This is a genomic window from Pseudomonas peli (genome assembly GCF_050563605.1).
Lineage (GTDB): Bacteria > Pseudomonadota > Gammaproteobacteria > Pseudomonadales > Pseudomonadaceae > Aquipseudomonas > Aquipseudomonas peli_A.
Genome location: NZ_JBNXUH010000002.1, coordinates 191,655 through 205,172 on the forward strand (window position 1 = coordinate 191,655; position 13,518 = coordinate 205,172).

Genomic DNA, 13,518 nt, shown 5'->3' on the forward strand with positions numbered 1-13,518 from the left:
GCAATGCTTATACTCCAAGCCAGTCGTTGCTGGAGTGCTGCCGTGGTTTCGCGTTGGATCTGTCTCGCTGTACTACTGACCTCGTTGAGCCCAGGCGTAAAAGCGCAGGAACCGCTGGAGCTGCATATGCCGGACGCGCCGCCGCTGACCTTTGTCAGCTTTCAAGGCGGCTACGGCATGGTCGGCGATGTGGCATTGGCCGCCATTGCTCGCGCGGGGTATCTCAGCCATATCCATGTAACCCCCTGGGCTCGCGCCCAGCAGCGGGTCAGCCGCGGCCAAAACCTGCTGATCATTCCGCTTTCGCGTACCCCTGAGCGCGAAGCCCTGTACACCTGGATCGCCCCGATTTCGCCACTTGAACGCGCCTTCTTCAGCCTCGACGCGCCAGTGGCCGACTTTGCCGAGGCGCGTCAGCGTTATAAGCGTATCGCCGTCGGCCTGGGCACCGCACAGATGGAAATACTCAAGCGCGAGGGGTTTGCCGATGAGCAGATTGTCAGCCTCAAGCTTGGCGATAATCCCGCACGCATGCTTGAACTGGGCCGTGTTGATGCCTGGTTTACCGGGGTGCCGGAAGGCTTGTATCTGTGGCCGCAAAGCGACAATCGGTTGCAGATGAGCCCCGTGCTGGCCAGTACCGATCTGTACCTGGCCTGCTCCAAAAAGTGCGACGCAGACTTGCAGGAGAGTCTGCGCAAGGCAGTCGACGCGCTACGTGATGAAGGCATGATCCAGCGTATTCAGGACGCCTACCGGCCCGTGCATTAACGGCGGACATGCCTGTCACCACCGGTGCTCAAATGCCTTTGCGACCGGAGTCCTCTGGCAGCTGCTCCTCTTCGATATCCTCCAGTTTCAGCTCCAGCCCCCATTCACCCGCCGACGCTGCGGGTGCCGCAGGAGTCGGTGCGGCGGCCACTGGCGCGGGCGCAGCGGCAGGCGCTGAGGTACCTGGGTTGTCGCGGTAGAGCTTGAGCTTGAGGCGCACGTTGTTTGCTGAGTCGGCGTTTTTCACCGCTTCTTCTTCATCAATCGAGCCATCGTTGACCAGGTCAATCAGTGCCTGATCGAAGGTCTGCATACCGAGGTTTTTCGACTTTTCCATGATCTCCTTGATCTCGGAAAACTCGTTGCGCTTGATCAAATCACGAATGGTCGGCGTGCCCAGCAGCACCTCTACCGCCGCGCGGCGCTTGCCGTCGATGGTCTTGACTAGACGCTGTGAAACGAACGCCTTGAGGTTGTTGCCCAGGTCATTGAGCAATTGCGGGCGGCGGTCTTCCGGGAAGAAGTTGATGATGCGGTCCAGCGCCTGGTTGGCGTTGTTCGCGTGCAGCGTGGAGATCGCCAAGTGGCCGGTGTCGGCAAAGGCCAGGGCATGTTCCATGGTCTCGCGGTCGCGAATCTCGCCAATCAGGATCACGTCCGGCGCCTGGCGCAGGGTGTTCTTCAGCGCCGCATGAAAGCTGCGGGTATCCACCCCAACTTCACGCTGATTGATGATCGATTTCTTGTGCTTATGCACGTACTCCACCGGGTCTTCAATGGTGATGATATGGCCGCCACTGTTGCGGTTGCGGTAGTCGATCAGCGCCGCCAGGGAGGTCGACTTGCCCGAGCCGGTGCCGCCGACGAACAGCACCAGGCCGCGTTTCTCCATCACCGTTTTGAGCAGCACTTCCGGCAGCTTGAGGTCTTCAAACTTGGGAATTTCCATCTTGATATTGCGCGCAACGATCGACACCTCGTTGCGCTGCTTAAAGATATTGATGCGAAAGCGCCCGACGCTGGGAATGGAAATCGCCAGGTTCATCTCCAGCTCACGCTCGAATTCCTCACGCTGCGCGCTGTCCATCACCGAATCGGCAATCGCTGCCACCTCACCGGCCTTGAGCGGGTCGGCGCTGAGCGCCTTGAGCACGCCATTGAACTTGGCACAGGGCGGCGCCCCGGTAGAAAGATAAAGGTCGGACCCGTCCTGGCTGGACAGGATTTTCAGCATGGCATTGAGGTCCATAACAAAATTTCCCGCGAGTTGGATTTATTACGTTAGGCCAAGATTACGCATCGCTCCCGAGAAAATCGGAGCTTGCCCGGCCCAAGCGCTAAGCGGCTGATAATACTGGCACAATACGCCCATCCAAATCCGAGGAGCCCGTCATGCCGAAGGCAATGGCCCGCCATATTCTGGTGAAAACCGAAGCAGAAGCCGTCGCGCTGAAAAAACGTATTGCCGCCGGCGAGGCGTTTGACGTGCTGGCACGCAAATACTCGACCTGCCCATCCGGCAAGAAAGGCGGCGACCTGGGTGAAGTGCGCCCTGGGCAGATGGTGCGCGCCATCGATCAGGTGATCTTCAAAAAACCGGTACGTGAAGTCCACGGCCCGGTGAAAAGCCAGTTTGGCTATCATCTGGTGCAGGTTTTCTACCGCGAGTAACACAGGAGCGTCCCTGGCATGACCATCGAGCAAATCGCCGCGTTCTGCCTAAGCCTGCCGGGTGCCCGTGAGGACATCAAATGGGGCGGCGTGCGGGTGTTCTCGGTGGCCGAGAGCAAGATGTTCGCCCTGTTCCACCTGGACAGCCGCGACGGTCTCGCTTTTAAAGTCGATGCCGACCTGTTTCTCGGTTACTGCGACCGCCCGGGCATCCGCCCTGCCCCGTATCTGGCTCGAGCACGCTGGATCAGCATGGCCGCGCCCTACCCGCTAAGTGATGGCGAACTGCGCGAACTGCTAACGCGCTCCCATCAGCTGGTGGTAGCCAAACTGCCCAAACGCCTGAAGCTAGCTCTGTTGCTCGACCCACCAGCAGCGGATTCGTAACAGCCACGTCATGCCGATGTAACCCTCGCCAAGCAGACTGCGCTGGCGCTGGTCTAGCCCACCCACCTTTCGATCATTCTCGCGGTTAACGGTGACTGGAAGACTGGCCATTCCCCTACCCGGAGGCCACCCCATGCATCGATGCCTGTTGCCACTGCTGTGTTTCAGTACGCTTGCCCTATCCGCCCCGACGTTTGCCCAGGCAAGCCCGGATGAGCAGTTCAAACTGCTAGCGCATAACGTGTTCCTGCTGCCCAGCAGCATCAAACCCGGCTGGGGCCAACAGCAGCGTGCGGCGTTGATCGCCGAGGCGGCGTATATCCAGGGCCAGGATGCGGTGATTCTCAACGAGCTGTTCGATAACCCGGCATCGACCATTCTGCTGAACGGTTTGCAAAGCCAATACCCGTTTCAGACGCCCGTGCTCGGGCGTAGCCGCACCGGCTGGGATGCCACGTTAGGCGCCTACTCGGACACCACCCCGGAAGATGGCGGCGTGGCCATCGTCAGCCGCTGGCCAATCGAGCAACGCGTGCAATATGTCTATAGCCAGGGTTGCGGGGCGGATTACCTGTCCAACAAGGGCTTCGTCTACGTCAAACTCAATCGCAATGGCCAGGCCGTGCACATCATCGGCACCCATGCGCAGGCGGCGGACACCGGTTGCCCGGATGGCAAAGGCACCGCTGTGCGGGCCAGCCAGTTTGATGAACTGCAGAACTTCATCAGTGCCCGAGGCATTGCACTCGATCAGCTGGTGTTTATTGGCGGCGACTTCAACGTAATCAAGGACAGCGGCGAGTACCACGACATGCTCGCCCGCCTGCAGGTCAACGCACCCGACAGCTATGCCGGCAGCGACACCACCTTTGATACCCTGCGCAACGGCATCGCCAACTACCAATACCCCAATCATGCCCCGGAATACCTGGATTACATCTTCGTTTCGCGCAATCACCGGCAACTGCCGTTCTGGCACAACCAGGCTCTGGATACCCCAGCGCCACGCTGGACGGTCAACCTGGCGGGCGCGACCTGGCAGTTTCAGGATTACTCCGATCATTCACCGGTAGCCGGCTTCACCCGCGCCGACAGCACGACGCCAACCCGCGCCAGCAAGCCGCAGCAAAACCTCTACGGCGAAGTGGTCTTGCAAAGCACCACCACCGGCAAAACCCTGCGCGCCGGCAGCAGCAAAGCCAACGACTGGGTGAAGATCAACGGCAACGGGCTGGAGCCTGAGAGCCTGTTCAGCCTGAGCAACTGGTACCACCCGGAGAGTTTCTGCATCCGCAGTGGCGACTATATCGAGGTGGAATCACGTCGCCATCCCGGCTATTGGCTCAACTGGTGGCTGGGCGGTGGCGGCGGTAACTACGCCTATTACATGAAGGCAGGCGACTCCTCCAATCAGCTGCGCATCGAACTACCCAACAACAGCGGCTGCCTCAAGGATGGCGACACACTACGCCTGCGCGACCGCGATACCGTGCGCGGCAGTGATTACTACCTGCAGAACTGGGCTTCCGGCAGCTGGAAAGAGCACCTGTACCTGTGGAGCAGCTCAGCGGCCAATGCCGAACAGTTCCGCGTGCACTTCAAGCGCCCGGCGCACTACCCGGACTGGAGCAGCAAGCTGCATTACTGATCGACAAAAGGCGGCTGTAATAGCCGCCTTTTTCGTACCCCTCTCGCCGGGAACTGGCTTAACTGCCAATCACCCCACCATCATTTTTGGTAATCAGCACCGTGGTCGAACGCGGTCGGGTTTGGCCGTCGCTGGCCGGGTAGCTGATACCAGGGTGCTGCACATTCGCCCACATCGCTTTGCCATCCGGGCTCCAGGCCAGGCCGGTGATTTCGCAGCCGCGCGGGCCGACCAAAAAACGTCTGACCTCGCGAGTACTTGGGTCAGCACACAGCAGTTGGTTGCAACCCATGGTCTGCATCGCCGCTTCATCGTCGCCGTAGTCGGTCTGAATCCACAGACGGCCGTGGCTGTCGAAGGCCAACCCATCGGGGGAGGAAAAGATGTCGCCATTGATGGTGCCTGTGAGGTTGGCGGGCACCACGTTGCCGTTGGCATCCTTGGCGCCTTTCTGCTCGCCAGCCAGCAGGAACAGCTCCCAGGTGAAGGTTTCAGCGCTAGGATCGGCGCCCTGCTCCTTGAAACGCAGAATTTGCCCATGCAGGTTCTGCGGGCGCGGGTTGGCTTTGTCGGTGGGTTGTTTGTCGCCGCGACCATCGTTATTGGTCAGGGCCACATACACCTCACGGCTGGCAGGATGCACAGCCGCCCACTCGGGACGATCCATCGGCGTTGCCCCAACCAAGTCAGCGGCGGCGCGGGCGTTAAGCAGCACCTCGGCCTGGCTGGCAAACCCACTGGAGCTGGTCAACCCGTTTTGCCCATGCACCAGGGCTAGCCATTGACCGCTGCCATCGGCATTGAAACGCGCGACATAGAGAGTGCCTTCATCGAGCAGGTCGCGGTTGGCCTTGGGGTTGGCCGCATCGAAACGCCCGCTAGGGACGAACTTATAGACGTACTCGCCCTTGGCATCGTCGCCGGAGTAGAACGCCATGCGCCCGTCCTCGCCCAGGCTCAGGGCCGCACATTCGCGGCCGAAACGGCCAAACGCGGTGCGTTTAACCGGCTGCGCCTGTGGGTCAAAGGGGTCAATTTCCACCACCCAGCCAAAGCGATGCGGCTCGTTGACGTAACCGCCGTGGGCTTGCTGCGGGTCAGGGGTGGCGTTGAAGCGTGGGTCGGCGGTCTCCCAGGCGTAGTTTTTACTGGTGCCCTCTTTGGCCAGGCCATAGCGTTTGTGCGACACGCGGCTGGCGTAATCGGCCTGATCGCGGTTGATAAAGTAGTTGTGCCAGTTTTCCTCGCAGGTGAGGAAGGTGCCCCAGGGCGTGATGCCGGTGGCGCAGTTGTTGATCGTGCCGAGCACTTCAAGGCCCGTTGGGTCAGCAACGGTTTGCATCAGCTCATGCCCGGCCAGCGGGCCGGCGATGCGCATGGCGGTCAGGGCGCTGATGCGGCGGTTGTAGGGCGAATCCATAACCCGCTGCCACTGGCCGTCGGCGGCCTTTTTCACTTCGATCACCGAGACGCCATGGGCGGCTTGTTCTTTGCGCACTTCGTTTATCGGCCGTGGCTTGCTCTGGTCGATCAGGTTGCCGGGGTGCAGCGGCGGGTTGACGTATTCGTGGTTCATCACCAGCAGGCCACGGTCTGTTTCGCCTTCAAAGGCGAAAAAATCCATGCCGTCGTGGTTGTCGCCGGCTTGTTTCAACTGCGCCTGCCAATCGTCGCTGGCATCCGGACTCCACTGCGGCGCGCCGGCCTCGACCGGGTCGCCCCAGGAGAAAAACGGCGTGGCGCTATAGCCTTCGGCGACCAGCACGCGGTCGAATTGCGGATCGATCTGCACCGGTACGCCCTTGAAGCCCAGTAGCGGGCTGGCACCGGCACTGCGGCAGGCACTGATGCCGCCGGCGAAGAAGCCGAGCGCGGCAAGGGTAAGACCGCCCTTGAGCACATTGCGCCGACGCGTGTCGACCACATGCGCCAGAGACGGGTTGCCACTGGGGTTGATCGACTGGTCGTCGTGGACTTCAAGGCTGGCGTGAAACTGCTGGTGATCCTGATTCATCACGGCTCTCGCAAAAAGTTGGCGCGCACCAGCCCGCACCGCTCTACACAGAGCAGCCTGGGCGGCGAGCATGGGTTTATTCGATGCGGTAGGTAAAAGTGTTTTTCACATTGGGCACGGCGACGGCGCGGCCATCGATCACCCGCGGCTGGTAACGAAAGCTCTGCGCTGCGGCTAATGAGGGACGGATAAACATGGGGTGGCAGGCGCCAATCACCTCCGGCTGTTCGACCCGGCCTTGGGCGTTGACCGTGTAGCTGACGGTGCATTCGCCCTCGATGCCCTTGTCCAGCGCCCGCTGCGGATAAGCCGGTGCCTGCTTGGCAATCGGCAGGTACTGACGGCTGGCCGCCGCAGCGGCTTCGGCCTGCCGCGCCTGCTCGGCAGCTGCATCAGCGGCCTGCTGAAGTTGCTGCGCTGCCAGCTGTTCGGCGGCTTGGCGTTGTTGCGCCTGTTCACGTTGCTGCTGTTCGAGGCGAGCCTGTTCCTGAAGTTTGTGCTGACGCTCCTGCTCAAGCCTCTTCTGCTCCACACGCTTGTGCGCCAAGGCCGCCTGCTCCAACTTCTGCTGGGCGATACGCGGGTCGACCTGCGGCTCCACCGGCGCACGCACTTGCGGCGGCGGGGCTTCGACCGGCACAGGAGGCGCGGCTTCCACCACCGGCGCAGGTGGCGGCAAGCTGAGCAGCTGCATGCTGATGGTGTTGATGCTCGGCGCAGGTGGCTTTTCCACCGGCCAGTTAGCCAGCAACAGCGCCAGCACCAATGCATGCAGGGCCAGGGTCAGTAGCGCAGCCTGGGCATTACGCAGACGCGCTATCGGCAATCTGGGCCAGGTAATCGAGGCGGGACGATCCATCAGCACGCTGCTCACTGCGGGGCCTCGGTGATCAGGCCGAGGTTACTCACCCCGCCCTTCTGCAAGGCGGCGATACCGGCGACCACGGTGGCGTAGTCGGCAGCCTGGTCGGCGCGGATATACACCTGGGTATCGCCGCGCTCGGCGATGATCTGTGTGACCTGAGCGGTCATTTCCTCCAGGCCCACGGTGCGGTCGGTCTGCTGTTCCGTGTTCAGCTCGCTGCCCAGGTTCCAGTAATAGCCACCGTCCGCCTGTACCGAGAGCGTCAGGATCTGCTGCTGGGTATCGGTGGGCAGCGCTTCACTGGCGACCTTTGGCAGCTCGACCTTGACACCCTGGGTGAGCATCGGCGCCGTGACCATAAAGATCACCAGCAGCACCAGCATCACGTCGATGTAAGGCACCACATTCATCTCGGCCTTGGGCGCGTGTTTATTTATCGGCTTGCGCATGACGGGCTCCTCAGGCGGCGGCGCTGACGTGGCTGCTGGCGGCGTGCAGCTTGCGGTGCAGACGCGCCTGCAATTCGTTGCCAAAGCCGTAGTAGCGCGTGGTCAGGGTGGCCACACGGGCGCTAAAGCGGTTGTAGGCGATCACTGCAGGAATCGCCGCAAACAAGCCAATGGCCGTGGCGATCAGCGCTTCGGCGATACCCGGGGCGACCGTGGAGAGCGTCGCCTGCTGCACCTGGGACAGGCCGATAAAGGAATTCATGATCCCCCAGACGGTGCCGAAAAGGCCGATATAGGGGCTGACCGAACCGACCGTGGCGAGAAACGGCAGGCCCTTTTCCAGGCGTTCTTCCTGCTCGCTGATGGCCACCAGCAGCGAGCGCTCGACGCCGTCGATCACTAGCTCGCCGGCAATCCCCGGCTCACGCTTGAGCTGGACAAACTCGTGGTAACCAGCCTGGAAGATGCGCTGCAAGCCGGCATCCTCATCCAGCCCATCGCTGCCTTCACGGTACAGCTGAGCCAGGTCGTGGCCGCTGCGAAAACGCAGCTGGAAGTCTTTCATCAGGCGCTCGTTGCGGCGCAATACGGCGCTGCGCTGGATGATCAGGTACCAGCTAAGCAGCGAGGCCAGTAGCAGGGTCAGCATCACCGCCTGGACTAGCAGGCTGGCATCACTGATCAGACTCCAGACAGTCATCTGTTCGAGGGTATTGTGCATGGGTGTCTCCTTGCATCGCGCGCCGAGGAAAACCCTCGGCCGCTATTCGATTACGTTTGTGTTGCCGATTGATGACGGCAGCGCGGGCTATTCCAGGCCGAGGGCTTTAGCCACGGCGGTCCAGGGCAAGTACTTGTAGTTCTGCCGGTCTTCGGGCATGCGCTTGCGACCGTCCTGCACCACCAGCATGCCGGCGTTCCAGATGCCCCCGAGGTTGGCCGAGGTAACGTCAAGGCCATCGGTTTCCGAGGCGCCGTCAATGCCCTGTTGCGCGTTCAAACCGATGCGAAACGCACCGCGCACGGCATAGGGCGCAGTGGCATCAAGCACCACATAGCTGTCGTTGCCCTGGCTGGAAATCACCAGGTAGTTGCGCGTTGCGCCCTGGTAAACGGCCAGGCCCTCGATGTCGTCGTGGACCACATTGCCGGACGCAATCACCTGTTCAAGCCGGGTCGGCGCATCGGCGCGGGCGTCCAGCGTCCAGACCGCGACATCCTCTTCACCGACGAACAGGCGCTGGTTGCGGTCATCGGCGACGCAAGCTTCCGGCTGGCTTTCAACCTTGAACTGGCGCACCAGCTCGCCCTTGATACGCCCAGCGTCCGCACTCAGGCGGTACTGCAGAAAGGTGCCGTCCTTGGCATTGGGAATCGCATAAATCGCCCCGGCAGCATCCTTGAACATGCACAGGCCGTAGATGTCCTTGAGCGGCGTAGGCAGCTGGCCCAGGTTGCGCAACTCACCGCTGCTGCGGTCGATGGCAAACAACTGCAAGCTGTTCTGATCACGGTTGCTGGCCACGGCCAGATCAACCAACTGGCCATTGAGGTTGAAGCCTGCGCGCACATCGACGTTGTTCATCCGCCCGACGCGCAGGTCCTGCAGCTGCTTGCCGGCCAGGTCATAGGCCAGCAGGCCGCCCTGTTTATCGGTGCCCAGTACGCGACTCTTGCGCGGGTCACTCGGGTGTACCCAGATCGCCGGGTCATCGGCGGCATCGCCCAAACTCGGAACCGGGTCGGTTTGCACCTGTACCGGCAGAATCGGTAGTGCCGCTTGCGGCTCAGGGGCTCGCGCCTGCCAGGCCAGCTGCCCGTGCTGCAGGCCGTCGTCATCGCGCACCAACAGTTCCAGGCCGCCCGCAACGGCACGCACACTCAGGCCTTGCGGCTCGTTCAGCTCCCCCAGGGGCAGCACCGGCTGAGCCTGCCAACCGGCTTCGCCATGCTGGTAGCGATGCAGCGTGTTGCTTTCCGGGTCCAGCGCCAGCACGCCGCCCGGTACCACGGCCATACCGGCGAGCGCCTTGCCGATATCACCGAACGGCTGCACCAGGCCTACCGGCTCGCGTACCAGATCTGCCTCGGCATGGGCGGCGTACGCCCACAGGCCGACGCCCTCCTCGTTGACATACAAGCGCTCGGCCAGATCATCGACCTGGCAGTGCTCGCTGGCCGGCGGCAGGCTCATGCTGCGCACGCGTTTGGGCGTTGCCAGCGGCACTTCGTTCAGGGCGACCAGCCACTGCTCACCAATCCCTTCCTCACCAACCAGAAAGACAAACGCGTTGTGCGCTGCATCGCGGTACAGGCACAGGCCATCGATTTTGTAGTCCGGGCGCGGCAGGTACACCGGTTCACCCCAGCGCTGGTTTGCCAGGTTGATCAGCATCGCCTGTTGACGGTCGACATCCAGGGCCGCCACCAACAGGCCGCGCGGGCCAACCCGGTGATCGATGCTGGCAAAGGTGCCTGGCAGTTGGCTCAGGGGCGCGCCCTGGCGATCAAGCACGAACAGGCCCTGCTTCTTACTGCTCTGCAGGCGTTCGGCGCCTGGCCAGAAGCTGTCGCTGGTCAGCCATTGCGCCGCCTCGACCGACTTCATGCTCGGGCTGGCAAGCGTCTGCAGGCTCAGGGATGCAGCGGGTTTATCCGCCACTATGCTCTGGCAGGCGCTCAAGGCAATCAGGCTGGCGAGCAACAGGTTTTTCTTAACAAACGAAAGGTGCATACGGGCAAATCCTTACTGAAAACTTAACAGCCAACCGGGCACGCCAGCGGCGCACCCAGCCGGCACACAGGTCAGAAATGGGTGAAGGTCAGGCCGAGCTTGTAGGTCGGGCCGTACTCTTCGTATTGGGCGTTGAAGTCGCGGCGGCCGCTGTAGACGTAGAAGGACTCATCCGTCAGGTTCTGCGCCTGAAAGGTCAGCTGCAGCGCAGGCGTGAGGAAGTAACCGGCGCTGAAGTCGACAAACAGCTGCTCATCTGCGTAGAGGTCATGGGCCTTATCGTCGATGGCTGCGACTTCGGCCAGGTACTCGGATTTGTAGTTGGCGGACAGACGCAGGCTGAGCTTGTCGTCTTCCCAGCCGAGCATCAGGTTGCCGACCGTCTCTGACTGATTCGGCAAGTCGATGTCACGGCTCAGACCCTGCGCTTCGATGCTCGCATCAGAGCGGCTGAAGGTGGCGTTTGCCCCTACCAGCAGACCGTTCCAGGGCGCGGGCAGCCAGTCAAATTTCTGCGAGTAGGCCAGCTCCAGGCCATACAGCTCGGCGCTGTCGCCATTGGCAAAGCTCAGCGCTTCGTCGAACCCTGCCCATTCGCCGGTGCCGGCCAGGTCGGTGTTGTAGACGAAGCTGTCGATGTCCTTGTAGAACACGAACGCCGACACCACGCCCGCACGGCCCATGTAATGCTCAACGCCAAAGTCGAGGTTCATCGACTCCAGTGGATCAAGCTCCGGGTTACCGAAGCTGGCATCGCCACCATCGATCACGAAACCTGGCGCCAGTTGGCCAAAGGTCGGCCGCACCACGGTGTTGGTCCAGGCGGCGCGCAGTTGCGTGCTGGCGTTGAGCTGATAGCGTGCATGCAGGCCCGGCAACCAATGCTCATAGCGCGTATCGCTTTGGGTCGCCTCGTATTCGCCATCGCGAATGCCGGAGCCTTTGGCATCGAACTCGGTGCCCTCGTAACGCATACCGGCGATAAAGCGCCAGTCGTCGATGTCGAGGCTGTTCATCAGGTAGGCGGCATTAATGTCTTCGCTCATCTCGAAGTCATTCACCCGCGACTCTTCTTCGTTATAGAAGTCCGCCTTGTTCAAGCCGCCGAGCAGGCGTTCGATGGCCTTGTCGCTGATACTGGGGCCGAAGCGGCCGAGGCCGTAATCCACCGAACCCTTGCTGAACTGACTGAGGTTGAGCTGAGCATCGGTAAGGCCAAAAGTGTCGAAGTCCTCATAGCTCCAGGCTTCCAGGTCGTTGTCCTTTTCCCGGCGGCTGAGCTTGCCGCCGAATTTGACCTGGGAGGCATAACCGCTGAGGTCGTAGTCACGCGCCAGGTCGAGCTTGATGTTCTGCTCGGTGTCGGTGGTCTTCTGCTTTTCCCAATCGACGCTGTCGAGGGTGAAGTTGCTGGGGTCGTAGAACGCCGAGTCGATGCTCAGGCGCGGCTTCTTGGTGTCGCCAAAGCCTGCGTCGGTGAAGTCGTCGTTGCCCTCAAAGGTCGCGCCGGCAATGCCTTCCGGGCTGTCTTCGCTGGAGCGGCTGTAACCAGCCTGGGCGCCGATGGTCCACAGCCCGAGCATGCGCTCGCCACCCAGTACGTAGGACTGTACTTCCTGGGTTTCCTCGCGGCTTTTCAGTTCGCGGTAACCTTCGGCATCGCCGCGCTCACCGGGCAACTGGGCATCGGCAAATTCGACGCCTGCGGCGTTACGGATTTCGCTGTCCTGATAGCGGCTATACAGGGTGCGCAGGTAATAGCTGGAGAGGTCATCCGGTTTGTAGTCGAAGTTCAGGCCAAAGCCGGTGCGCTCACGGGTGATTTCGTAATCGCGCTGCTCCAGCTCTTCCAGCCGCGCACCACTGTCGAAGTCCCAGGCGCCGCCGGTTTCAACGTTGTCCGAGCCGAAATCGCGCTCCTGCCAGCTCAACGCTGCGGCTACGCCGAAGTTGTCGATGCCGTCGCCCAGGCTGAAACGGTCGCTGATTGCGCCGGAGAACTTCGGGCTGGTTTGTTCGGTGTTCTCGTCGTAGCTGCCTTCGGCGCTGCCGGTGTAGAACAGCCCTTCGTGATCAAAGGCCGACAGGCTCTCCACTTCCACGGTGCCGCCGAGGGAGTTGGCGTCCATGTCCGGGGTCAGCGATTTGACCACCGTCAGCGACTGCACCAGCTCCGAGGGCAGTACATCCAGGGCTACGGCGCGGCGATCACTTTCCGGCGACGGCACCAAGGTGCCGTTGATAGTTACGCTGTTCAGATCCGGGGCAATACCGCGCACGCTGACAAACCGCCCCTCACCCTGATCGCGCTCAACCGACAAGCCGGGAATACGCTGCAGCGCTTCGGCGGCGTTGTCATCCGGCAGCTGACCAATGCCGTCGGCGTGCACCACGCTCTCGACGTTGTCGGAACTGCGCTGTTCTTTCAGCGCCTTGTCGATACTCACGGCCTGGCCGACCACCTCGACATATTCGGTGGCCGGTTCAGCCGCCATCAGCTGGCTGCTGGAGGCAATCGCCAGGGCCAGCACGCTGATATGCAAACCCGAATTGCGAGCGGAACTGCTGCGAACCTTCATCACCTACCTCCCCAAGATTGATCGCTGCCAGGCTGCAATGGCCGGGCTATTGGGGAGCGAAAGCTAGGCAGGAGTGATGACGCTTCTGTGACAGCACGTGCGGCAATACCGCTAAACCAGCGGGTTTCAGCGGGTTGTTGCACGCAATTGAGCTGAAATGACCGCAACGTCGCAGCCGAGCGACCAACTACCCGCCAGGCCGGTGCGCTGTTTAGCGCAGCCCTTCATCTATAGCGCGGCAGAAATGCGCCCACACGCACCGGCAGAAACCGCCTGATCGCCGTAAAGCGCAATAAATCGGCGAACAACCCTGAGCCAATTTGACCTCCCCTACTGCAACCAAACCGTCATGTGCATCTGTTGTGCTGGCGGCCATTACCCTCTGCGGAGCCTATTGGCC

General features: G+C 61.6%; 11 protein-coding genes. 4 read left to right on the forward strand and 7 right to left on the reverse strand.

What is annotated here, in order from left to right; genetic code table 11:
• The first annotated feature begins 3 nt into the window (after window positions 1–3).
• Complete coding sequence (locus ACQ4LH_RS03220; RefSeq protein ID WP_430695893.1) at window positions 4–771, forward strand: substrate-binding periplasmic protein; 768 nt, start codon at window positions 4–6, stop codon at window positions 769–771.
• Between the two features lie 28 nt (window positions 772–799).
• Here ACQ4LH_RS03220 and ACQ4LH_RS03225 read toward each other — a convergent pair whose 3' ends face one another.
• Complete coding sequence (locus ACQ4LH_RS03225; RefSeq protein WP_430695894.1) at window positions 800–2,020, reverse strand: PilT/PilU family type 4a pilus ATPase; 1,221 nt, start codon at window positions 2,018–2,020, stop codon at window positions 800–802.
• A gap of 143 nt (window positions 2,021–2,163) precedes the next feature.
• Between ACQ4LH_RS03225 and ACQ4LH_RS03230 the strand changes: the two genes are divergently transcribed.
• From ACQ4LH_RS03230 to sph, 3 genes are all read left to right on the forward strand, one after another.
• Window positions 2,164–2,442 (forward strand): peptidylprolyl isomerase, encoded by a 279-nt coding sequence (locus ACQ4LH_RS03230; protein WP_430695895.1) that lies wholly within the window; start codon window positions 2,164–2,166, stop codon window positions 2,440–2,442.
• Window positions 2,443–2,460: 18 nt separating this feature from the next.
• Window positions 2,461–2,829 carry an MmcQ/YjbR family DNA-binding protein gene (locus tag ACQ4LH_RS03235; protein WP_430695896.1) on the forward strand — a complete coding sequence of 123 codons (369 nt, stop codon included), beginning with the start codon at window positions 2,461–2,463 and terminating at the stop codon, window positions 2,827–2,829.
• A 133-nt stretch (window positions 2,830–2,962) separates the two neighbouring features.
• On the forward strand, window positions 2,963–4,477 hold the full coding sequence (gene sph / locus ACQ4LH_RS03240) for a sphingomyelin phosphodiesterase (protein WP_430695897.1): 1,515 nt from the start codon (window positions 2,963–2,965) through the stop codon (window positions 4,475–4,477).
• Between the two features lie 58 nt (window positions 4,478–4,535).
• Here the strand turns inward: sph and ACQ4LH_RS03245 are convergent, their stop codons facing one another.
• From ACQ4LH_RS03245 to ACQ4LH_RS03270, 6 genes are all read right to left on the reverse strand, one after another.
• Window positions 4,536–6,491, reverse strand: a complete 1,956-nt coding sequence (locus tag ACQ4LH_RS03245) for a PhoX family protein (RefSeq protein WP_430695898.1) — start codon at window positions 6,489–6,491, stop codon at window positions 4,536–4,538.
• A 76-nt stretch (window positions 6,492–6,567) separates the two neighbouring features.
• Window positions 6,568–7,350 (reverse strand): energy transducer TonB, encoded by a 783-nt coding sequence (locus tag ACQ4LH_RS03250; RefSeq protein WP_430695899.1) that lies wholly within the window; start codon window positions 7,348–7,350, stop codon window positions 6,568–6,570.
• An 11-nt stretch (window positions 7,351–7,361) separates the two neighbouring features.
• Window positions 7,362–7,805, reverse strand: a complete 444-nt coding sequence (tolR, locus tag ACQ4LH_RS03255; protein ID WP_430695900.1) for a protein TolR — start codon at window positions 7,803–7,805, stop codon at window positions 7,362–7,364.
• A 10-nt stretch (window positions 7,806–7,815) separates the two neighbouring features.
• Window positions 7,816–8,526, reverse strand: a complete 711-nt coding sequence (tolQ, locus tag ACQ4LH_RS03260) for a protein TolQ (protein WP_430695901.1) — start codon at window positions 8,524–8,526, stop codon at window positions 7,816–7,818.
• Between the two features lie 87 nt (window positions 8,527–8,613).
• The gene (locus ACQ4LH_RS03265; RefSeq protein WP_430695902.1) at window positions 8,614–10,539 is read right to left on the reverse strand and encodes a phytase; all 1,926 of its coding nucleotides are present in this window, start codon (window positions 10,537–10,539) and stop codon (window positions 8,614–8,616) included.
• 71 nt (window positions 10,540–10,610) lie between these two features.
• The gene (locus ACQ4LH_RS03270) at window positions 10,611–13,118 is read right to left on the reverse strand and encodes a TonB-dependent receptor (RefSeq protein WP_430695903.1); all 2,508 of its coding nucleotides are present in this window, start codon (window positions 13,116–13,118) and stop codon (window positions 10,611–10,613) included.
• Window positions 13,119–13,518: the final 400 nt, after the last annotated feature.

Excerpts from the sequence above, each read along its gene's own strand:
- ACQ4LH_RS03220 (WP_430695893.1), top strand. The coding sequence starts at position 4 with ATGCTTATACTCCAAGCCAGTCGTTGCTGGAGTGCTGCCGTGGTTTCG.
- ACQ4LH_RS03225 (WP_430695894.1), bottom strand. The coding sequence starts at position 2,020 with ATGGACCTCAATGCCATGCTGAAAATCCTGTCCAGCCAGGACGGGTCC.
- ACQ4LH_RS03230 (WP_430695895.1), top strand. The coding sequence starts at position 2,164 with ATGCCGAAGGCAATGGCCCGCCATATTCTGGTGAAAACCGAAGCAGAA.
- ACQ4LH_RS03235 (WP_430695896.1), top strand. The coding sequence starts at position 2,461 with ATGACCATCGAGCAAATCGCCGCGTTCTGCCTAAGCCTGCCGGGTGCC.
- sph (WP_430695897.1), top strand. The coding sequence starts at position 2,963 with ATGCATCGATGCCTGTTGCCACTGCTGTGTTTCAGTACGCTTGCCCTA.
- ACQ4LH_RS03245 (WP_430695898.1), bottom strand. The coding sequence starts at position 6,491 with ATGAATCAGGATCACCAGCAGTTTCACGCCAGCCTTGAAGTCCACGAC.
- ACQ4LH_RS03250 (WP_430695899.1), bottom strand. The coding sequence starts at position 7,350 with ATGGATCGTCCCGCCTCGATTACCTGGCCCAGATTGCCGATAGCGCGT.
- tolR (WP_430695900.1), bottom strand. The coding sequence starts at position 7,805 with ATGCGCAAGCCGATAAATAAACACGCGCCCAAGGCCGAGATGAATGTG.
- tolQ (WP_430695901.1), bottom strand. The coding sequence starts at position 8,526 with ATGCACAATACCCTCGAACAGATGACTGTCTGGAGTCTGATCAGTGAT.
- ACQ4LH_RS03265 (WP_430695902.1), bottom strand. The coding sequence starts at position 10,539 with ATGCACCTTTCGTTTGTTAAGAAAAACCTGTTGCTCGCCAGCCTGATT.
- ACQ4LH_RS03270 (WP_430695903.1), bottom strand. The coding sequence starts at position 13,118 with ATGAAGGTTCGCAGCAGTTCCGCTCGCAATTCGGGTTTGCATATCAGC.